This is a genomic window from Deferribacter abyssi (assembly GCF_049472655.1).
In the GTDB taxonomy this organism is placed as follows: Bacteria; Chrysiogenota; Deferribacteres; order Deferribacterales; family Deferribacteraceae; genus Deferribacter; species Deferribacter abyssi.
The window spans coordinates 145,556-167,851 of sequence record NZ_JAQNCS010000003.1; the positions used below are offsets into that span (position 1 = coordinate 145,556).

Genomic DNA, 22,296 nt, shown 5'->3' on the forward strand with positions numbered 1-22,296 from the left:
AAAACACCTGACAATGCAAGGCCGTCATAATCCCTTCGAACAGGGCGTCTGGCTTTGCCAGCGGTTTACGTCTCACGGGTTACGGGTTAAAAAGAATTGTACAATTTGGTTAACATAGAAATTACCCGATCACACGTCTTTAACAATGCTTGATATTCGTCCTTATTTATATAATCCAACTCGTAACTCAAAAAAATAAAATATCGTAACTCTGCACACGAACCCCTGGAAATACTTATAAAATGTTTAAATTCTTTTTTGCTAAATCTCTAGTTACCTTCTACTAAATTTGCGACTATAGATGAGCTACTTTTTCGCAGTTGTGAAACTAAACCACGAATTTCCTCTTTAGGAAATTTTTTTGTAATTTCATATACTCTCTTAGTTAAATTATGAGAAAGTTTAAAAACATCCATTTCTTCAATTCTCATAACATTATGTTATCAAACTTGTATAAGAGTTTCAATAGGTATTCCACGTGATACGTTAACCGTGATACGTGATTCGCTGGCACGAAGTGCCAGTCAGTCGCAATCCCTTCGAACAGGGTAACAAATTCTGACTATAGGGTGGGTTTTAAAGCCCACCTCAGAAGATTTAGTCGCAATCCCTTCGAACAGGGTAACAAATTCTGACTTGGAGATTTATTAAAAAGAAGCGGTCGTGTGGCCGTTTCGTCGCAATCCCTTCGAACAGGGTAACAAATTCTGACCGAATTGCTGTTCCATGAGTTGGTAAATGAAATTAAAAGAAGTCGCAATCCCTTCGAACAGGGTAACAAATTCTGACTAACGGGTCAAAAATATGAAGACCCAGAAAACGCTAGGTAAGTCGCAATCCCTTCGAACAGGGTAACAAATTCTGACAGCCTAATTTTTTTATAACATGTTATTAAACAGATAGCAACCCATTTTTAAAGTTCTCTGTTTTATTTTTGACTACTTTTTAAAAGGGGATACCCTCATATTGCAACTTATTGATAAATAACGATAAAAAACTTCGTGTTCACAATAAATAAACCACAGCTAACATATTGATAAATAACAATTTTTCAAATCAGCTCCCTTTCAAAGGTAGAACTTTAAAAAATGAGATAACTTATTGATAAACAAAAAATAGATATAAAAATAACTCTTTCTAAACCCATTAACTCTGACCTGTTTGCACATTTTTTAATCACCTTATCACACAAAAAACATATTCAACTGTCAAACAACAAGCTGAATTAATAACTTTTTTTATACTTCTTCAAAAGTTGTTTTTTTATTTCTTCTAAATCTTTTTTTGTTTTCTCTAATCGAGTTTTATTTTTCTCTTTGCGATTTATTTCTTTTATTTCTGGTGTTGAGATAGTTTCAAGTTTTTGAATATCGTTACTAATAACTACCCATCCCATTGGCATATTTAGTGATTCTACTCTCCATGTAGTTGTTTGGCTTTTCATAATTTTTTTAGTTTGCCTATTATAGATTTTTCTATAACCATCTATCGTAACTGCCATTGCGCCAGAATGGTTACCCATTTTCATCAGCTCCACACCGGAATGATTTAAAAAATCTACTCCAAGCAAAGCATATTCAAATTTCTTTTGCTCAAAATCCAATACCTTTGTATAGTGATACTCCAACGAATCAAAAATAAAGTTCATGTCAGTTATATTTTCCAATATAAGATTATCTTTGCCTTCAATAAATTTTATATCTCCTTCAAAAATTGCTCCTGGCAAAACAAGCTCCATTTTAACAGGAACACCTCTACTATCAGTATTAAAACTTTTCGTATTTCTAACCACATCGATAAAAACTTCCCCATTCACCATTTTAAAATCTGATACTTTAACGTTTTTAAAGGGATCGTCAGGTATTTTCCAGAACTTCAATAATTTTTGTTCTAACTCACTACTATTATTAGCATTAACTTGTTGGGACCTTGACGCTATATAGCTTAAAACAGCAGTTCTAATTGCTCCTTTTACGGAACTTCCTGGAATAATAACCTGGTTAGCAAACTTTTCCCGAACAAATCTTTTTATTTCAAGTGCATTAATTACCCTCCTCATTCCACCTCTTTCTATATTTGCAAATTGTCCAAGACGCTCTTTGTATTCATTTTCTACTAAAGTTGATACCTTCACCTTATACAAAACTGCTTTATTATCAAAATTGTCATAAATAAATTTCCTGATTTTTAAAATATTATTCGAGTCAATTACATTTAGAAAATCTTCATATTTCCCTTTTTGTATAATTATTTCCGTCAGTTTTTCTCTATCCAAAAAAAATAAATAGCCATCTTTAATAACGTATTCGTAAGGTATATAAGAATCTCCTGAACCAATATGAATAGGTGATAAAACTTTTATATAAATTTTGTAACAATTTGTTTTAACTTTCATCTTTATGCTCCAACTTACAAAATATAGGTATCATAAATCCGTTATGAATATCATTTTTATCATAAAAAATTTCAGATGTAGATGCACCATAAAAGTCAGAATCTTCTTTCTTAAAAAAAGTAGAGCCCGGTCTGTACAAAATTAGTGGGCTTTTAAATGGCATCCCACATACAGCTTTATCTCCGCCATGCCTTCCAAATTTAGTAAAAGTGGCACCGTAGTTTAATATGATTTTTTCATCCATATACAAGCCTGATGAAATATTAATAAAGCCATTTGCTCCATCATATGGTTTTAAAAACTTCATTAACTCAAAATCTGTACTTACAGAATCTATTTTAAATCGCCCCTTTCCAATGCTTTTATCAGCCCCAAAACCAACTTTTCCTATTACCTCAAAAACTTCTTCAATCTCAAACAGCTTTATTCTATCATCTAAATATTTAATATAAATATCAAAATTAATATCATCTCCAAAATAAAGCTCTGTGGACTGATACAATCCCTCTGTAGTAGTATTACTAATTCTGTTAACACTATTTTTTAATACTGTATGTTTTTTTATTGAAAAATTATAGTCTGTTATATCCTTATCATCTTTATTATTTAAAATTTCAATGTAATATTTTAAAATAGATGATGAAGTAATCCTATCTTCTAAAAACAATAAAAAAGTTTCTTCATCAATAAATTCTAATTTCTTAAATTGTTTCATTAATTTATATTTTATTTCTAAATTATTAGAAAAATCTTTAACTATTTCGTTAAAAACTTTTGACAGCATAGGCTTTACAATAGGTTTTGGTAAATAGCCACTTAAAAAACCGTCACTAAAAATTATAGTAGGCTGGTTATGAAAATTGTCTAAAATTTCTAATAGTTTTTTTTCTCCATAAATATATTTATAATACCAGCAAAATTGACCAAAAATAGTATCACTTTGTAAAGGTGTTTTAAAGGCTGACTGCGGTTTAATTGTTAACCTTATAGTTTCCATAAATCATTCCTTATATCAAAATTTGATTTCCTGAAACTTTTTAGCAATCTCCTCATCGTCAAATTCAAATTTAATCTTTCCATAGCCTCTTGAGCCACTTCCGCCTAATGCATCCATTTCAAGCAGTTTTAGCCCCTGTAATAAGAGTTCAAAGTTTTTTTCATCATGTTCGTCAAACACTTTATATGTAAGGTAAAACTCAAATACCGCCCCAGCAGGGACTCTTTCCATATGTCTTGGTCCGGCTTTAGAAGCAGTCCCCTTTGTTCTATCTATACTTACCTCTACTTTCGATTCTGTTAAAGCATCTTTCTCTATTAACTCTTTAGCATTTAGTAATCTACAGTCTGAAAAAGACACTCGTGTAGGACCACCTTTATATTCTGACTCATTTTTTCCATTACCAAATATACGAGCAATTGGATTATTGGAATCCTTAGTTGAATAAGGGCTACCATCTTGGTTAACATAGCCCTTATACCACTCAAGTAATGTTCTGACTTTTCCTTTCAATGAACTTCCGGGAATGTACGGATAACCGGTTATAGGGTCTTTAACCACAGGGTTATCAATACCACCTATATTTATTTCATCATTACCTGCACCAATATGCAAACCGGTTTTAATGATGATTTTTCCTTTTAATTCTTTAATCTCACGTAATTTCATAGTATCACCTCTTTATGTTTAGTTTTATTTCTTTAATTTACTTGGGGAATAAGCAATTATTGCTTGAAACAAATCACAAAAAGCATAAAAATCATCTATGTCTTTTATTTCATTTATGTGTGTGTTTATAAAGTGTTCAAATTCGTCAGTAGCATGTTTTCTGTGCTTTGCATAGGCCACTTTTGCCTTCAACATTTTGATATAAGGCAATTCTTTTTTAAATGCTTCTTCCTTATCTGCCTTAACATCTATTTTATGTTTAATTGATAAAATATCATTGTAAAACTTTCTCAGTTGAGTCTGTGAAAGATTTTTTTGATTAGTTTTAACAAATTCATTTAAACACTTTTTTGCATAGTCTGAAAGTAAGTCCGGTTTTAAATGCTTCTTTTCAGTATTTTCAAAAAACAAAGTACTTTTAGCCATCTTTCCCTCCTATTTTCTTCTTTCATATATTAGCAAACTTATTGGTATTACCAACTTTTCATAATACTTAACTATATTTTCATAGAAAATTTTTAATATTTCTTCTTTGTTATCACTGTTATCGAATGTTCTATAGGTATGGTAACTTAATAAAGAAATCCAAAGCGCGTTGTGAACATCACTTAAAGTGATTTTTTTTGCTTTTTTGATCTTTGAAGCCATTTCTATAAATTTCAAAATCTTATAAATGTATGCTGTGGAAAAACGATCCTCAATTTCTATATATTTTTCGAGTTGTTCCTTGAATTTTAATAATTGTAAAAATTCATCCCATTTTACCGTAATATCAAAAATTGTAACACTATTTTTACCAATATTTTCTTTTGACTTTTCGAGCAAAGCTTCTGCTTTTTCTGCCATTTGATAAACGGGAATTTGAGGTTTGCAAATATTTATTCCTGCCGATATGTGAATATCAGGATTCTTTGCAACATAATCCTTTAAATGCACTGATATTTCTTTTGCTAAAGCCACTATATGATTATATGGACCTATAAGGAATAAATCATCACCACCTGCAAAAACAGTATAAACGGAAGGGAATTTCTTTCTTATAATATTCGGTAGCCATCCAACAAAAAAGTAATCAAGCATTCTTGATAAAGAAACTATATCAGCAAATGAAACTTTATTTCCAAAACCTTCTGCAAAGATTTGTCCAAGATTATCTATATCTGCTTTTAACACACCTATGAAAGGCTTTCCCTCAAATTTACCTATATCAACTTCTCTTAAAGAGTCATAAGCTATATGAGTAAAAGTTTTAGGCTCTCCTACCTCCATAGGCGTTTTATCAAATCGGTACTCTGGCATATTTAAATATTTTTCACTATGTAAATCAACCTCTTCCATAATTGGAACATAATAAGCGATCATTCTTTCTCCATAACCAGAAAAATTCTCAAATTTATTAATTTTAAAAACTAAATCAGCTGAAGCAGGTTTTTCTCTTAACGAAAAAGAAATATTGCTAAACAATGAATATTCTAATCTTTTTTCCGGATTAGTTGAAACAAGAAGATATTCTACTTTTGGTAAAAAAGTTCCCATTTTCTTAAACATTTCTGAAGCCTCAGAGTACTCCGAACCCTCCTTCCTTGGAGTGCGCCCATCAACTCGACAAACTCCTCCAGTTTTGTTAACTTTTTCTATGTAATCAGCAAAAATCATCTTTGGAGGAATATAGGATAATTTATCTATTGCAAGATTATTAGCTAACTCTTGAAACTTATAGGAAATATTTCCTTTAAGAAAGTCGTTACCACTTAATTTAGTAAAAGCCATGTTAAACTTTGTTTCACCAAAAGTTAGATCAATAAAAAAGTCATTAATATCTTTTTTAACATCGGTTATTAAAGCAGGGCTTCCCTGCAAGTTGGGAGCCAATATTGTAAATTTTCCACCAGCATTCATAATTATAGAAGCATAATTAAGATTAAACTTTTGCAAAATTAAATTTGCCGCCATTTCTGTACATATGGAGACAAAAAATGATTTTGCCCTTAGTATCTTAGCCGCAAATTTATTTGACTCACCAAATTTACTAAAAATAAAATCTTGTATCCCAGAAAAATCTCCCTGTATCAAAATAAACTTTTCTTCATCTGAATCATATTCACTTATATCTTTCGAATTTAATCTATCATAAGTCTTATGAAAGCTATATAAAGCAGTTGCTATTGCAGCAGTCGTTTTCAAATGGTCAAACAGAGAAACATTTGCCTGTATATGATAAGATGATGAAGGTATACACCACAAATATTTTTCTAAAATTGTAGATATAGCATTATAAAAGTTATTAAAGTTGTTATATTTAACCTTGGTAAGTTTATTAAAATCATCGATAAATTCTTGAAAAAGTAGTTGATATTCTTTTTCTGCCTCTTTTATACTTTTATTTTCCAAATTGTGAGGTATAATTCCTGGATTCAACTTTTCAAGGGAATAAAATAGCTCAGGAATATTCTTATTAGTTAATTTTACTTTAGAAAAAATACTTAATAATCTTGATTTTTTATAATTATATTGCTGCTTTACCTCATCTTCTGTTAATGAATTATACTTATCAAACTCGTTACGTTCTAGGCCACTAGCAAGTCTATCAGCCGCAGCAATAATCCATTCATACTCGTTTGAAGGATCATGATGTCTTGCTGCAATATTTAAAACATTTAAATCATCATCAAGAACCCTTATGTTTTGTTGAATAATATTTTCAAAATCATCAAAAAACTGTGCAGTGAATGCAACGTGTAAATGAGAAAGATGATTATTATATTTAGGACAATATTCATAATTATAATCGTTAATCTCTTTAATTCCACATCTTTGATAAAATTTACCGATATCATGAAATAATGCTGCAAGTGAAATAATATTTTTAATCGACATTAAAACCTCCTGAAAGTGTAAATCCCCAATTAAAATTTTAACACACTATTCATAGCTTTCAACAAAACTTGAAAATTTCTACAAAATCTCATACTTTCCCAAGCCAAAAGCAGTGTTTTTGCCAATATGAAAAACCTCACCAAACCACAAAATCTTATATAAATCACTGTGTAAATTAGTTATAAAAAAACTTCCCATTATACCGCTTAAACTAATTTTTCTTTTCTGTCTGTTAGAATAGCGTTCCCAGTGGTACCAATTAAATTCTGGCTTTAAAATTTCAATATTGCCACATTCAGCTATCAATTGTTTTACATCTAATATTTCATCCAGTTTAGTGCTACCATAATAGTACATTAACAATTCACATCTTCTCAAAGCTGCCATAAAGAAATCCTTAAATGTTGGTTGAAAAACTGGTTTTCCTTTTTTAAATAACCTAACTGGCGTCAATGTTTTAATCTCAATACTTTTTGGTGTTTTTTCAGTTGAATAATCCAGATTGAATGTCTCTTTTTTAAAATTCAATTTGTTATCTTGATAAATGGTAACCCCATTTTGCAAAATGTCTTTGATTATAAATTTACCTTTTGCTTTACCTAACCCTTTCTTACCCAACTCTTCAAACGTAAACACAAAATATGGCAAGGCATCAACAAATCTACCAATAACTATTAATTCAAATTCAAACTGGGAACCAGGCTCATATACTCTCTTTTCTTCAAGTGGTGGAACCAATATATATGGGTGTGGAATAGAAATACCACTTTTTAAAAGTGGCTTATCGGAAACGTATGTTTCGAAAATATTAAAATAAAAACAGGATGATCTCAGTAAACACCCATCACAAGATTCTCTTGACTTTAAAACACAAGTGATTTTTTTAAATTGCCATCCGAAAGCTCCACGAAAGGTAGAACCCTTATATCTTGGTAAAACAATATCACAGGTAGCCTCAAGAATAAATTTAACTTTTACATAATCAATCATAATAAAACCTTATCAACAACCATTAATATTAATTATATAACAAAACGTTATTTCTTTTTCAATATAACTTAAAATTTTATTATACTATAAAAATATACATACAAACAGATAGGCTTACTCTATATAACCCAAAACAATAACCTCTAAATAAAAACTCAACTAATAATAACTTTTTAAGTGGTAGCTATCATTTTAATCTGTAAGATTAAAATTGATTGACTAATAAAATATTACACCCATGCAAAAGTAAAAACATAGAAAATAAAACACATTTACACTTTTTTCCAAACTTTTTTACTTCCATTTTTTCTAACAATTAGTTTTTCTTTTTTTAAACCATCAACAGCTTTCTTTATAAGCTCATTTGAAATATCTGGAAATAGTTCTTTTATCATATCTAACGTAAACTCATCTGGTAAATCATCCATAATTTTCTTTTTAATTTCATAATAAACTCCTCCTTTGATTACTGGCGCATTTCCATATTCTTGCATTACTTCAGCTATTTTTTCATGAGGAATATCATTTTCATGAGAATCTACAGCTTCAAAAAACCTATACGCCCATTCGTTGGCAAGTTTTCGATTACCAGCAAAAATTATAGGAAGATGTGGATGAAGTGCAAATATCTCAGCAATAGCTTTTACCGCAAAAGATGGTGAATAGAACTTTAGTTTATCAGCTTTAAGAAAATCTGAGTAGTTCGCTTCAATAACAAGAGCAGAATACTCATATGCTGAAAGTTCTGCAACTTGCTGATGAAACACGGGCAATCTGCTAAACTCGGAAATCATATTATCAAATGTTTTTCTTTCTACTACAGCCAAAATCTCATTATTTTTCAATAAAGCATAATCACCTACTGGTAGCTTTACTCTTTCAGTACTGCTATCTGAAAATTTCCATGGATACTTTTCATTAACATCAATTAAAATATTCAGTTTTTCTGAATGATAGGTTGTTAATTTAACTCTTGGTTTTTTCTCCTTCAATGCCCGTTGCGTTCTCCAAAAAATTTGTTCGTATTCTCCATCTTTAGTTTTATATTTTTTTTTAAGAAATAAAAAATCACATCGCTTGTTTTTTGCTCTATCTAGAACAACAACAAGTCTCTTACCTATTCTCTTTAGAGATATTACAGGGACCCTTTCTATTTCTTCAATTGGTGGTTCCATTTTTACATTATCTTCACGAAGACAAAAAATATTACCTTTTTGTCCAGGCCATTTATCTTGTACTCTCAGTGCTAATAATATCTTATCCCCCTGTCTAATTGTAAGACGGTAAGGAAATTTTTTGTTATTAACTGATTCAAGAATATAAAAAGTAGTTGTCATGGATTACTACTCAAAGTTATATATTTTTCTTTAATAACTCATCTACTCTATTTGTTCTATACAAAAATGCCATCTATATCAATCCATTCTTCAAATTTAAAACTTTTGTACAATAAACTTTGGATTACTGATTGTCAATAAAATGGGGTTATGGAATCACCCCATTTTTTGTAAAACCTTGTTTGAAGTTGTTTATGGGAAAACATTTTCTGGGTTCAAGTTCCCATAAAACCGCCATGAATGGCGGTTTTAGAGGAACTTGCCTCAGAGCAAAACCGGATGTTTTGCGGGAATGAAGAAAATGCTTTCCCATAAATAATAACATGTAACTATTTGATATATATACTTAGACTAGCAACAAAAAATAGGGTGACTCCAGAATAAGGTTGTTGCGCAATAAACAACTTTTTAGTACAAAACTTCATGATAAACAAGAGATTGCTTCGTCTTATCCGCACCTACTGGATAACATAGTAATATTATCGCATATTAAGAAATACGAAGCAATCTCTATCATAAAAAAACTACGATATTAGCTAAGATTCTATTAATCATATAATTGTGTGTTTCTTCTTACCTAAATAAGCCTCTTGTATTTTTTCTGAACTCAACAACTCTTGGGATGTGCCACTAAAAACAATTTTTCCAACTTCTAAAACATAACCTCTATTTGCAAGTTTTAATGCAGCCTTAGCATTTTGCTCCACTAATAAAACTGTAACTCCACTTTCACTTACTTCTTTTATAGTTTTAAATATTGATTTCACTAAAAGTGGCGCAAGTCCAAGACTCGGTTCATCTAAAAGCAACAGCTCTGGTTTTGACATCAATGCCCTACCAATAGCGAGCATCTGCTGTTCTCCGCCAGAAAGAGTACCTGCAAGCTGCTGTTTTCTTTCTTCTAATCTTGGAAACAAATCATATATCCACTTCAACTTTTCTTTGTCTACACTTTCTTTTGTATAAGCACCAAGAATAAGATTTTCTTCTACTGTTAATGTGGAAAATACTCTTCTTCCTTCCGGTGATTGAGAAATTCCTAACTTAACAATTTCATGTGCTTCAAGACTAGTGAGTTCTACCCCTTTATATTTGATACTACCAGACTTTGCTTTCAACAACCCACTAATGGTTCTAAGGGTAGTTGTTTTACCCGCTCCATTAGCACCAATAATTGTAACAATTTCTCCTTTGTAAACTTTTAATGAAATCCCTTTAACAGCTTCTATGTTTCCATAACATACTTTCAAATCATTAATTTCAAGCATTAATTCTTTACTACTCATATTCATCCTCATCACTTCCTAAATATGCTTCAATAACTTTAGGGTCATTTTGAACCTGCTCTGGAGAACCTTCTGATATCTTTTTTCCAAAATTTATAACTACTATCTGATCTGTAACACTCATCACTAAATCCATATCATGCTCTATTAATAAAATCGTAACACCCTTATCTCTTATTTTAGAAATAGTATCAACAAGCTCTAATGTTTCCTTATCGTTTAAGCCTGCAGCCGGTTCATCAAGAATTAACAAGGCAGGTTCAGTTGCAAGAGCTCTTGCCATCTCTACTTTTCTCTGCAAACCATATGGTAAGCTAGTTGCAGAAACTGTAGCAAATTCAGTCAAACCAAAAAAATCCATGTATTCCCACACTTTTTCCCAATTTTTTCGTTCATCATTAGCAGAAAAAGGTGTATGAAAAATCCCATGATACCATTTTTGTTTGCTTTTATTATGTCTACCAGAAATAATATTCTCTGCTACACTCATTTCCCCAAACAACCTTATTGTTTGAAAAGTTCTCACTATCCCCATATTTGCAATTGTATATGGTTTTAGACCTGTTATATTTTTTCCATTAAACTTTATTGTTCCCTTTTCTGGCTTATATACTCCTGTAATACAATTAAAAACAGTTGTTTTACCAGCACCATTTGGACCAATAAGTCCAAAAATCTGCCCCTTTTCCACTTTAAAAGTAAGATCATCAACTGCAACAAGTCCACCAAACTTCTTAGTTACATTTGATAACTCTAACAATGCCATAACCTAATCCTTTATCATATATTTTGGAATTCTACCAAATTTAGCCGGCCAAATTCCTCTTGGCCTCAAAATCATTGTAAGAATCATTGCAATACCAAAAACAAAGTACCTTGCAGTCGCAAACTGTCTAAAAATCTCTGGTAAAACAAACATCACAAATGTTCCAAGTAAAATACCAGGAATAGATGAAGGCCCACCAACTATCACAATTGTAAAAAACAAAACAGATTGTATAAAGCTAAACGCTTCTGGACTAACCGCAGCATACTGCACAGCAAACAATACACCAGCTAGACCAGCAAGAGCAGCACCCAATCCAAAAGAATACAATCTATAAAAACGTGTGTTTATACCTACACATTCTGCCGCTAACGAATCCTCATTTAAATAATGAAGAGCTCTACCAATTTTACAAGTTTCAAGATTTCTAATAATAAAAAAAGTAAGCATTAAAACAAAAAAAGATAAGAAATAAATAGATTGTTGAGAAAAAAATTGAAAGCCAAATATTTCAGGTGCTCCTATCCCAAATATTCCGTTAGGCCCACCCGTTATACCAAAAAGATTATTTTTAAGTACCTGTTCAAATACTATATTAAAGCCAATTGTAGTGACAAGAAGATAATCTCCTCTTAAATGAATTATTGGAGCAGCAAGCAAAACTCCCACAACCATTGGTAAAACAATAGCTACAGGAATTGTCCACAATACAGGAACATTAAAGACGGTATTTAAGATTGCCGTAGAATATGCTCCTAATCCAAAAAAAAGTGCATGCCCCATATTAAACATTCCAGCTCTACCAAGAACTATATCTTGGCTTAGAGCTACTATGGAATAAATTATAAAAGTAGTTCCCACAGCAAGCCATCTTGAATCTGCCACAAAAGGATAAATTAGCAAAAAAGCTGTAAAAACAAAAAATCCTACTAATGTTTTTTTATCATTCATTACACTTTCTCCGCAACACGTTCTCCAAGAATACCAGTTGGCCTAAAAATTAATATTACGATAAGCAAAATATATGTAAAAGCATCTGCCCAGGTAGTTGATACATAACCAGCAATAAAGGCATTAAACAAACCAAGTAGCATTCCACCAAGCATAGCACCAGGGATATTACCTATACCACCAATAATTGCTGCCACAAAAGCATTTAGACCATAAATCCAACCCATATTAAAATATATTCCTTTGTAATACATACCGATAAATAAGCCACCCACTGAACCAAGAGATGAGCCTATAATAAAAATCATCACAATTATTTTATTTACATTAATTCCCATCAACTTAGCTGCAAGCTGATCAATAGCACTAGCTCTTATAGCAGTACCAATTTTGGTTTTATTAACAAATAGATATAATACAACCATCAGGAACAATGATAAAACTAAAATAATCAACTGCATAAGTCCAAGAGAAACACCACCAATATTCCAATAAACACTTGGCACAACATCAGCAGGATAAATCTTAGGTCTTGGTCCCCATATTAACATAATCCCGTTCTGAATTACCATGCCTGCACCCAAAGCAGATACAACAGCACTAAGTCTTGGAGCATTTCTCAAAGGTCTATATGCGACCCTTTCTAAAATCACCCCAATAATAGCAATAACAATAGCAGTTATAATAAATACTACTGGGATCACAATATAATTAGGAACAGATGCGCCTGTTAACTGCATCATTACCACAAGTCCAATGTATGCAGACAAAGCAACAAGATCTCCATGAGCAAAATTTATCAGCTTCATTACTCCGTAAACCATTGTATATCCAAGGGCTACGAGAGCATAAATGCTCCCGATTGTTAGCCCATTTATCAACTGTTGAAAGAATATTTCCATCTTTCGTCCTTAATTATTTTGTTGGATAAACTATTTTATATTCACCATTTGGTTGAATTTCATAAGCCATATATGCACTTGTAATTCTTTCACCTTTCTTATCCCAGGTAATAGGACCAGTAATACCTGGAAAATCTTTCAACTCATCATGCAGGTAGTCAGCAATTTTTTTAGTATCTGTAGTCTTAAGTACTTCAATTGCATGAAGGATTGCTCTTAAACCATCCACATTGAATAATGTCCAGATACTTGGTGGATCCTCATGATATTTTGCTCTGTAATCTGCTAAGAATTTTTTAGCAATATCATATGGTAAATACTCTGGAAGAGGTACGTTAATTATATATGCACCAGCAGCTGCAGAGCCTGCAAGCTTAATAAATTCTTTATTGTCATTAGAGTCACCACCTACAAAATCAGCCTTAATACCCAACTGAACCATTTGAGCTCTTATTAAACCACCATCAGTATAATAACCACTGAAGTAGATAACATCAGGATTGTAGGACTTAATTTTTGTCAAAATAGGTGTAAAGTTTTGATCACCAGATTTAATTTTTCCTTGATAAACAATATTACCACCAAGTTTAATTGTGTTATCAACAACAGCTTTTGCAAGATCTACTGCAAAAGTAGAATAATCTGAGATAATAGCAATTCTTTTATACTTTTTAAAGTTCACAAAAAAATCTGCAGTAAACTTACCTTCTGCACTATTTGGAGATGAATTTCTAAAGAATGTCCAGTAACCATGCTTAACTAATGTATCACTAGTACCATCGCTCGTTTGAAGCACACCAGCTCTAAAATAAGTAGCCTGAGCTGCTTCTGTAGCAGTAGATGTATAAGAGCCGATTACTGCAATAACACCTTTATTAACAAGTTCTCTGGCACAAATAGCAGCCTTTACAGCTGTTCCTTCGTCATCACATGTAACAACTTCAATTTTTTTACCTAGCAAACCGCCTTTTGCGTTCACTTGCTCAACCCAAAGTCTTACAGCATTATCAATACCCTGCCCTTCACTGGCAAATTTACCTGTTATTGGTGCCTGAACACCAATTTTAATAGTGCCACCAGCAAAAGAACTTGCTACAAGGGCTAAGACCAAAAATAACGACAAAAAAACCTTTTTCATAACAACCTCCTGAGATTAAAATTATGTTTGATAAAACCGCTTTTCTCATATTAATTAAAAAAGCCTATTTGTCAAGTATAATGAACAATTTTCATTAAACAAAAACCATCTTCTTATAGAATAATATTATTTTATTACCAAGTTGTTATAGAATTATAAACAAATATTATTTTATTACTTTTTTAATATAGTGAACAGTTTTCTTATTTAAAACATTTACATATACACACTTAGGTGCAATAAATATATACAGCATTATGGTATACAATAATTAGTTCACTAATACTTGCTGGTAACAAATCTGTCGTTGTCGCCTATAAAGAACCACTACGATTAAACAGCTTATTTGTTATCAATTATGTTTAATATCAAATCTTTGTTTAAATAACATTTTTTGTGTCATAAAATACATTATTTTATCATAACTCACTATTGAATAATTCCATTTTTTTGCACTTGACAAGCTACAATAAAACTACTATAAACACTTGCGAATAATTAGATTTTTTCAACATATAATATGCGCCCTTAGCTCAACTGGATAGAGCATCTGACTACGGATCAGAAGGTTGGGGGTTCGACTCCTCCAGGGCGCGTTTTATTTAACTATCTTTTCAATATTTTCCCTCATCAATGGCAACAAGATACCATTCGAGATTTTCTTTGCTAAACGAAAGCTCATAAATGTTTTCACCTTCTGTCACAGTATATTTATAAATCACATCTTGCCCTTCCCTCTCTTTCCATTGATAAATAACTCTTTTTATAAAAACCTTAGTGCCATAATACATAAACCACACAGGCTTAGGAAATCCCTTAAAAAATATAGCACCAACTTTTATTTTCTCATTTAACATAACCAACATATAAAAAACCTCCTATTGGTAAACAAGTGTTTACATATATGTTTTATATCATATACTACTTATGTTTTCAAGAAGTTATTGACTAATAACTAAAAAAAATTAATATGCCTTTCAGTCAATTAACGTAAATATTTCGAATATATTGTGGAGCAAAATGTTCACTGTAGATAACATATTTACAGAAAAGTTAGAAATTAAAAAGTCAACATTCATATCATATATTATACCATATAACAAATTTGAAGATTACCACAATTATTTAAAAAAAGAACATAAAAAAGCAAACCATATTGTGTGGGCTTACAGATTTTTAAATAATTACAACCAGATAATAGAAAATCAAACAGACGATGGAGAACCCAAAAACACAGCAGGTAAACCCATACAAAATGTACTAAAAGGAAAAAACCTAATCAATGTGGTCATCTTTACAGTCAGGTATTTTGGCGGAATCAAGCTTGGAACAGGTGGTCTTGTAAAAGCATATACAAAATCTGCTGCAAAAGTAGTAGCAAAAGCTAAATTATTAGATGTAGAAAAATGTTATATAATGGATTTTTTATTAGATTACAATAAACTAAACTTTCTTGAATATCTTATAAAAGTAAATGATGTAAAAATAATTGATAAAAAATTTACAACCAATCAAATCAATGTCAAAATAAAAGGTGATAAAAAAGTCTTAGAAGAAATTGCACTATCTATTCAAAATAGATTCCACTAAACTGTAAGCATCATTCCTTTTTAAACCAAGCGTTTTTAAAATCTTTACAATATCCTTTTTGTCAAACCCTTCCTTATAAAGTTCTTTAATAATTTTTTTATAGTCAGGATACTCAACTTTAGAACAAGTTTCTTTGCTGTTATCTACAATTATAACAAATTCCCCTTTAACAGTAATATCTTCAACTTCATTAATATTATCTATAAAAACTGTTTCCTCATAAATTTTTGAAATCTCTCTTATAACAGCAAAAGGAGGAGTAAAATAATCAAAAAGAATCTTCAAAGTATCTTTAACTCTGTGAGGTGCTTCGTAAAATATCAAAGTAGATTTTATGGTAGTTAATCGCTCAATCTCTTTTATCTTTTCACTTTTTTTATGTTTTAAAAACCCATAAAAGAAAAAATGGTCACTTGGAAATCCAGACATAATAAGGGCAGGAACGAATGCAGTAGCCCCTGGCAACACTTCAAACTTTAAATTATTTTTTATCAATTCCTTTATTATAAAATGACCTGGATCTGAAATACATGGAGTACCAGCTTCACTTATCAAAGCAAGTTTTAATCCATTTTGAAGTTTAGAAATAATATTAGAAACATTCTTTTTTTCGTTCTCCTTATGAAGAGACACTATTTTTTTTTTAATTCCATAATGAGTCAATAAATTTAAAGCCTTCCTTGTATCTTCAGCTAAGATTTCGTCAACAAGATTTAACACCTCAATACTTCTTAATGTTATGTCACCTAAATTCCCTATAGGAGTAGGAACAACATAAAAAAGTGTTTCTTTCATTTAATAGTAAAGCTAACAGAATCTAACATTTTACCATCTTCTGAATAAATCTCTACTTTCCACTCTCCTTTCCACTTGGGTAATATCTTTTTAGAACTATATGTACGCCATCTACTAGAGTTAACTGCCAAAGGGACTTCTGCCATAATATTATCCTTGTAAATCCATATATGAATCACCTTTGTAGGATATTTATCTGTTTTTATCTCTGTAAAACAGTAAAGTTTCCCTACATGGGAATCAAAACTATCAGAAACTTCTACAGGCTCACGATTTTGAATCCCTTTCGCTATGGCCTTTCTACTCACCTTAATATCTGCATAGGCAAAAGTAGTCATCAAAATAACAGTTAAAATCACTAATATTAGACGTCTCACTTAATCCTCCTGAGGATAATTTTCTTCAATATATCTTTCAGCCATTTTTGCAGCAACAGCACCATCTGACACAGCAGTCACAATCTGCCTAAGTTCTTTTTTTCTCACATCGCCAGCAGCAAATATACCGGGCACATTAGTTCTTGTGGTCTCATCAGCAATAATGAAACCTGATTCATCCATCTCTATCAATCCCTTAAAAGCATCTGTATCTGCATTCCATCCTATAAAGACAAAAACACCATCAACTTTTAATTCACTTGTCTTACCTAGCTTTTTATCATAGAGGGTTATAGATTCGATTTTATCCTCACCATTAACCTTTTTAACAACACTATTCCACACAAATTCTATCTTAGGATTTGCAAAAGCCCTATCTTGTAATATTTTCGCTGCTCTAAGCTTATCTCTCCTATGCACAATATAAACCTTTTTTGCAAACTTAGTCAAATAATGCCCTTCTTCAACTGCAGAATCTCCTCCTCCAATCACTGCCACCACTTTATCTTTATAAAACGCTCCATCACAAGTAGCACAGAAAGAAATCCCTCTACCAAGAAATTTATTTTCACCTGGCACTTCAAGATGTTTTGGTTTTGCTCCAGAAGCGATGATTATAGTTTTAGTTTTAATTTTAATGTCTTTGTATTGTAAACATACATACTTATAACCATCACAAAATTCAATACCGCTACATATTCCATTCTTTATTTCAACTCCGAAATGCTTTGCATGCTGATAAAGCTTTTCTGTTAAATCACCACCTGAAATCCCTTCAACAAAGCCAGGATAGTTCTCAATAACTTCGGTTATAGCAACCTGCCCACCAGGGAAGTTTCTTTCTAATATTAAAGTATTTAAATTATCCCTCGCAGCATAAATCCCTGCAGTTAATCCAGCTGGTCCACCACCAATTATTACTACATCGTACAATTCTTTCAAATCATCAAAATTAAAAAAATCCTCCATTACTCTCCTCTCAATACTCTTTTTATTTCTTTTATCACAGGCACTTTCGCAGCATAAATAATTCTATTGTTCTCATCCAAAATCACCATAAAAGGCCAACTATTTATCCCAAAAACCTTTTCAACATTTTTTATATTAGTCAAATACAAATGTTTTTCAATAAGTTTATAACTTTTGTCAGAAACATATTTCAAGAGTGAATTTTTATCCTGCTTCGTCTTGACAAAAACTATCAAATACAGATTATTTTTCTCTGCTAAATACACAATTTCTGCCAAGTTTTTTTTATAAAAAGTAGAAAAAATATTCTTTTTATTGAAAAATATTATAATTTTTTTCAGTTTTATGTCACTAATATGAAAAGAATAACCATCAAGTGCTTTAACTTCAAAATTAGGAATTACTGTATATAAAGGAGGAGGATCATTTTGCCTATATTTATAAAGATAATAAAATGCGTAGGCAACAAGTATAAAAACTAATATGTTTTTTCCTGAAAAATATCTCGCACTCCTCATTACCAAATTTTGGAATCCACATCTTTTCCATATTTTGCAATTAATATGTCTATTAATGTCTTATCAAAAATTTTTGAACTAATAACGGTAGTATCTACTTTCTCATTAAATAGTTTTCTCCCCAACTCAATTTCTTCCTCTAAAACTTCAAAAACATTATCATTTTTAATACCTTCCACTACCTTCTCTTTATTATATAAAACAATATCACTAATTATTGTTCTTGCTAACCTCTTAGCTTTTTCCAAATCAGTAATCATATAAGCTCCCCAAATTTCATACTTATATCTACCACTCTAAACCTGTTTGTCAAAGCACCCACTGAAATGTAATCAATAGGATATTTTTTATAAAGATCCAGTTTCTCTAGCGTAACACCTCCCGACACTTCAATTTTAGCACGACCATTCACAATCATGCAAGCCTCTTTCACTTTATCTAAAGGAAAGTTGTCAAGCATAACTATATCAGCACCAGCCTCTACAGCCTCTGAAACCTCATCTAAGTTTCTTGTCTCAACTTCAATTCTCACCGTAATTGGTATACCTTCTCTTAATATTTCCACAGCCTTTCTAATAGACCCAACTGCATCTATATGGGTATCCTTCAGCATAACCCCATCAAAAAGACCTATTCTATGATTTGTACCACCACCAGTCTTCACAGCATACTTTTCAAGGATACGCATTCCAGGTGTTGTTTTCCTAGTATCTAAAATTTTAATATCGGTTTTTTCTAACGCTTTAACATATTTATAAGTATTAGTAGCTATCCCAGATAATCTCTGTAGAAAATTTAAAACAGTCCTTTCCAGTTTTAAAATTGTTGATGCTTCACCAGTAATCTCAGCTAAAACATCTCCAGAATTAACAATGTCACCATCACTCTTTAAATAGTTCACAATTATATTTCTATCAACTTTATAAAATATCTTTTCTAACAAAGGTAAACCACAAACAATAAAATCTTCCTTCGCTAACAAATAATATTTACTTTTTTTCAAAAAAGGTGCAATAAACTTTGTGGTCAAATCTCCACTGCCAATATCTTCTAGTAAAGCAAGTTCTATGATTTTATCAACTAAAACTGATTTCAACATAGCTTCTTTAACCTTTCTATACTCTTTTCAATTTCCTCAAGCTTTATCTTAGCTTCTTCATACTTCTTTTTATCTTTATCTATTATATGAGCTGGAGCTTTTTTAAGATACTCATCATTTTGAAGCTTTTTACCATAAACTTTAATATCCTTTTCAAATGACTTTTTCTCTTTTTCTAATCGCTTAATTTCTTCTTCAAGATCCACAATACCTTCTAATGGTATATAAATTGTAAAATCTTTTTCCACCTGAACAGCTGATTTCTCTATCTCATTACCGGTAAATGAAATATTTCCAATTTTAGCCAACTTCTTTATGATTTCAGATTTCTCATTAATTAGATTTTTAAAATCATCTCCACATTTAACAAAAATATCTATCATTTTTGCGGGAGCAATATTATATTCGCCTCTAACTGTCCTTACATTGGTTATAAATGCAATAACTTTCTCTATACTTTCAAAATCATCTTTAAAATTAAATTCATGCTTAGGATAAGGGCCAAAAGTTATTGTTTCATTGTTAGTTAAATTCTTATAAATATATTCAGTAACAAAAGGCATAAATGGATGTAAAATCTTCAAAGACTCTTCTAAAACAAACCTTGCCACAGCAAGGGCATTCTTTTTATTCACATTATTGTAGATTCTGTGCTTAATAAACTCTATATACCAGTCGCATAGCCTATGCCAAAAAAACTGATATATTTCATTTGCCGCTTCATTAAAATCGTATGATTTTATGTGCTTTTCTACTTTATTACCAGTCTCAGCTAGGTTTTCTAAAATCCATTTATCTTCCATTTCAAGAGCATCAAAGTCTATACTATCCAAACTACCATCTAAATTCATCATTATAAATCTTGAAGCATTCCAAATTTTATTCACAAAGTTTTTATACCCTTCGATTCTGTTCTCTGATAATTTGATATCCCTACCCTGAGCAGCAAAAGCAGCTAAGGTAAATCTAAAAGCATCAGCACCATACTTTTCAATCATTATAAGAGGATCAATTACATTCCCCTTTGACTTGCTCATTTTCTGTCCATATTGATCTCTGACCAGAGCATGAATATAAACATGTCTAAAAGGAACATCATTCATAAATTTGAGTCCCATCATAATCATTCTGGCAACCCAGAAAAATAGGATATCAAATCCAGTTACAAGACAACTTGTGGGGTAAAATTTTTCGAGGGTTTTCGTTTTTTCAGGCCACCCCATAGTTGAAAATGGCCAGAGTGCAGAAGAAAACCATGTATCAAGAACATCTGTTTCTTGGTGTAACTGCTTACAGCCACACTTTTCACAAGATACTGGATCTTTATAATCCACATTTATATGCCCACATTCATCACAATACCATGCAGGAATTCTGTGCCCCCACCAGATTTGTCTTGAAATACACCAATCTCTAATATTATACATCCATTCAAAATATGTTTTTGTCCACATTTCTGGGAAAATTTTAATTTCCCCTTTTTCTACAGCTTCGATAGCCTTTTCTGCAAGTGGTTTAATTTTCACAAACCACTGCATTGAAATTCTAGGCTCAATCACTGTTTTACATCTATAACAATGTCCAACAGAATGCTCATGTTTTTCTATTTTCTCAATAAGATTAAGTTCTTTCAACTCTTCAACTATTCTCTTTCTCGCCTCAAACCTATCAAGCCCCTTAAACTTACCCCCGTTTTCATTGATGATACCTGAATCATCCATTACGTTTATCTCTTCAAGCCCGTATTTTTTCCCTAATTCAAAGTCATTTGGATCGTGAGCAGGAGTAACTTTAAGTGCCCCTGTCCCAAATTCCATATCAACATATTCATCCGCAATTATGGGCAATCTTCTCCCCACAATGGGAAGTATCACATATTTGCCAATTAGATGCTTATATCTATCATCATTAGGATTAACAGCTACAGCAGTATCTCCCAACATAGTCTCAGGTCTTGTTGTAGCTATAAGAAGTTTCTCATCACTATGCTCCACCGGATAGTAAATATAATAAAGCGCCCCTTCCTTATCCTCATATTCCACTTCAAGATCACTGAGAGCAGTATGACACCTTGGACACCAATTAATTATATAGTTTGCTCTATATATAAGCCCTTCCTTATATAATGTCACGAAAACAGTACGAACAGCATTTGATAAACCATCATCCATTGTAAATCGTTCTCTATCCCAATCGCAGCTTGCACCAAGTCTTTTTAACTGATTAATTATCTGTCCGCCTGATTCCTCCTTCCATTTCCAAACTCTTTCAATAAACTTTTCCCTTCCTAAATCGTGTCTTGAAATCCCCTCTTTAGCAAGCATTTTTTCCACAACATTTTGAGTAGCAATCCCTGCATGATCAGTCCCTGGCAACCAAAGAACTTCATACCCTTTCATCCTATGAAATCTTATTAAAATATCTTGTAATGTATTATTCAAAGCGTGCCCCATATGTAAAGATCCTGTTACATTGGGAGGCGGAATAACAATTGAATAAGGTGGTTTATTTGAATTTTCATCAGCATGAAAATACTTTTTTTCAAGCCACTCATTATAAAGCCTTTCTTCAAACTGTTTAGGATCAATTCGAGTAGGTAAGCTTGTTTCTTTCATTTTCGCTCCTTTTAATATCATTTTT

Annotated in this window: 21 protein-coding genes, 1 tRNA gene, 1 pseudogene and 1 CRISPR repeat array; of the genes and pseudogenes, 2 read left to right on the plus strand and 21 right to left on the minus strand. The window is 31.5% G+C overall.

Annotated elements, in window-relative coordinates; genetic code table 11:
- Positions 1–86: 86 nt before the first annotated feature.
- The 13 genes and pseudogenes from OWK30_RS02735 to OWK30_RS02795 form a co-directional block, all read right to left on the minus strand.
- Positions 87–431: pseudogene (locus OWK30_RS02735) on the minus strand (four helix bundle protein).
- A gap of 96 nt (positions 432–527) precedes the next feature.
- Positions 528–866: a CRISPR direct-repeat array (repeat unit 36 nt; unit sequence GTCGCAATCCCTTCGAACAGGGTAACAAATTCTGAC).
- Positions 867–1,225: 359 nt separating this feature from the next.
- Positions 1,226–2,395, minus strand: a complete 1,170-nt coding sequence (csm5, locus tag OWK30_RS02740) for a type III-A CRISPR-associated RAMP protein Csm5 (protein ID WP_423323363.1) — start codon at positions 2,393–2,395, stop codon at positions 1,226–1,228.
- The gene (csm4, locus tag OWK30_RS02745; RefSeq protein WP_423323365.1) at positions 2,385–3,392 is read right to left on the minus strand and encodes a type III-A CRISPR-associated RAMP protein Csm4; all 1,008 of its coding nucleotides are present in this window, start codon (positions 3,390–3,392) and stop codon (positions 2,385–2,387) included. Before csm4 ends, csm5 begins: the two co-directional genes overlap by 11 nt.
- A 15-nt stretch (positions 3,393–3,407) precedes the next feature.
- Entirely contained in the window at positions 3,408–4,061 is a 654-nt protein-coding gene (gene csm3, locus OWK30_RS02750; RefSeq protein WP_423323367.1) for a type III-A CRISPR-associated RAMP protein Csm3, read from the minus strand.
- A 24-nt stretch (positions 4,062–4,085) separates the two neighbouring features.
- The gene (gene csm2, locus OWK30_RS02755) at positions 4,086–4,487 is read right to left on the minus strand and encodes a type III-A CRISPR-associated protein Csm2 (RefSeq protein ID WP_423323369.1); all 402 of its coding nucleotides are present in this window, start codon (positions 4,485–4,487) and stop codon (positions 4,086–4,088) included.
- Between the two features lie 9 nt (positions 4,488–4,496).
- Positions 4,497–6,938: a type III-A CRISPR-associated protein Cas10/Csm1 gene (gene cas10, locus OWK30_RS02760; RefSeq protein WP_423323371.1), complete on the minus strand. Its 2,442-nt coding sequence runs from the start codon at positions 6,936–6,938 to the stop codon at positions 4,497–4,499.
- Positions 6,939–7,016: 78 nt separating this feature from the next.
- Positions 7,017–7,928, minus strand: coding sequence for a CRISPR system precrRNA processing endoribonuclease RAMP protein Cas6 (gene cas6 / locus OWK30_RS02765; protein ID WP_423323373.1), 912 nt, complete (start codon positions 7,926–7,928; stop codon positions 7,017–7,019).
- 272 nt (positions 7,929–8,200) lie between these two features.
- Positions 8,201–9,265 (minus strand): ERCC4 domain-containing protein, encoded by a 1,065-nt coding sequence (locus OWK30_RS02770; protein ID WP_423323375.1) that lies wholly within the window; start codon positions 9,263–9,265, stop codon positions 8,201–8,203.
- Positions 9,266–9,816: 551 nt separating this feature from the next.
- Complete coding sequence (locus OWK30_RS02775) at positions 9,817–10,551, minus strand: ABC transporter ATP-binding protein (protein WP_423323377.1); 735 nt, start codon at positions 10,549–10,551, stop codon at positions 9,817–9,819.
- The gene (locus OWK30_RS02780) at positions 10,544–11,317 is read right to left on the minus strand and encodes an ABC transporter ATP-binding protein (RefSeq protein ID WP_423323379.1); all 774 of its coding nucleotides are present in this window, start codon (positions 11,315–11,317) and stop codon (positions 10,544–10,546) included. Before OWK30_RS02780 ends, OWK30_RS02775 begins: the two co-directional genes overlap by 8 nt.
- Positions 11,318–11,320: 3 nt before the next feature.
- On the minus strand, positions 11,321–12,268 hold the full coding sequence (locus OWK30_RS02785) for a branched-chain amino acid ABC transporter permease (protein ID WP_423323381.1): 948 nt from the start codon (positions 12,266–12,268) through the stop codon (positions 11,321–11,323).
- Entirely contained in the window at positions 12,268–13,170 is a 903-nt protein-coding gene (locus tag OWK30_RS02790) for a branched-chain amino acid ABC transporter permease (RefSeq protein ID WP_423323383.1), read from the minus strand. Before OWK30_RS02790 ends, OWK30_RS02785 begins: the two co-directional genes overlap by 1 nt.
- Before the next feature lie 13 nt (positions 13,171–13,183).
- The gene (locus OWK30_RS02795) at positions 13,184–14,308 is read right to left on the minus strand and encodes a branched-chain amino acid ABC transporter substrate-binding protein (RefSeq protein WP_423323386.1); all 1,125 of its coding nucleotides are present in this window, start codon (positions 14,306–14,308) and stop codon (positions 13,184–13,186) included.
- Positions 14,309–14,830: 522 nt separating this feature from the next.
- On the opposite strand from OWK30_RS02795, the gene OWK30_RS02800 reads away from it, so the two are divergent.
- Positions 14,831–14,904, plus strand: a tRNA-Arg gene (locus OWK30_RS02800).
- An 18-nt stretch (positions 14,905–14,922) separates the two neighbouring features.
- Here the strand turns inward: OWK30_RS02800 and OWK30_RS02805 are convergent.
- Entirely contained in the window at positions 14,923–15,174 is a 252-nt protein-coding gene (locus tag OWK30_RS02805; RefSeq protein WP_423323388.1) for a hypothetical protein, read from the minus strand.
- A gap of 154 nt (positions 15,175–15,328) precedes the next feature.
- On the opposite strand from OWK30_RS02805, the gene OWK30_RS02810 reads away from it, so the two are divergent.
- Entirely contained in the window at positions 15,329–15,898 is a 570-nt protein-coding gene (locus OWK30_RS02810; protein WP_423323390.1) for an IMPACT family protein, read from the plus strand.
- Here OWK30_RS02810 and rsmI read toward each other — a convergent pair.
- The 7 genes from rsmI to OWK30_RS02845 are packed head-to-tail and all read right to left on the minus strand — an operon-like array spanning position 15,872 to position 22,271.
- Positions 15,872–16,693 carry a 16S rRNA (cytidine(1402)-2'-O)-methyltransferase gene (gene rsmI, locus OWK30_RS02815; protein ID WP_423323392.1) on the minus strand — a complete coding sequence of 274 codons (822 nt, stop codon included), beginning with the start codon at positions 16,691–16,693 and terminating at the stop codon, positions 15,872–15,874. The genes OWK30_RS02810 and rsmI overlap by 27 nt on opposite strands.
- Complete coding sequence (locus tag OWK30_RS02820) at positions 16,690–17,070, minus strand: DUF2914 domain-containing protein (RefSeq protein WP_423323394.1); 381 nt, start codon at positions 17,068–17,070, stop codon at positions 16,690–16,692. Before OWK30_RS02820 ends, rsmI begins: the two co-directional genes overlap by 4 nt.
- Positions 17,071–18,039, minus strand: a complete 969-nt coding sequence (gene trxB, locus OWK30_RS02825) for a thioredoxin-disulfide reductase (RefSeq protein ID WP_423323396.1) — start codon at positions 18,037–18,039, stop codon at positions 17,071–17,073.
- Entirely contained in the window at positions 18,039–18,563 is a 525-nt protein-coding gene (locus tag OWK30_RS02830; RefSeq protein ID WP_423323398.1) for a TlpA family protein disulfide reductase, read from the minus strand. The genes trxB and OWK30_RS02830 overlap by 1 nt, the downstream gene beginning before the upstream one ends.
- Entirely contained in the window at positions 18,557–18,817 is a 261-nt protein-coding gene (locus OWK30_RS02835; RefSeq protein WP_423323400.1) for a hypothetical protein, read from the minus strand. The genes OWK30_RS02830 and OWK30_RS02835 overlap by 7 nt, the downstream gene beginning before the upstream one ends.
- Positions 18,814–19,656 (minus strand): carboxylating nicotinate-nucleotide diphosphorylase, encoded by an 843-nt coding sequence (gene nadC / locus OWK30_RS02840; RefSeq protein ID WP_423323402.1) that lies wholly within the window; start codon positions 19,654–19,656, stop codon positions 18,814–18,816. The genes OWK30_RS02835 and nadC overlap by 4 nt, the downstream gene beginning before the upstream one ends.
- Complete coding sequence (locus OWK30_RS02845; RefSeq protein ID WP_423323405.1) at positions 19,650–22,271, minus strand: valine--tRNA ligase; 2,622 nt, start codon at positions 22,269–22,271, stop codon at positions 19,650–19,652. Before OWK30_RS02845 ends, nadC begins: the two co-directional genes overlap by 7 nt.
- Between the last annotated feature and the right edge of the window lie 25 nt (positions 22,272–22,296).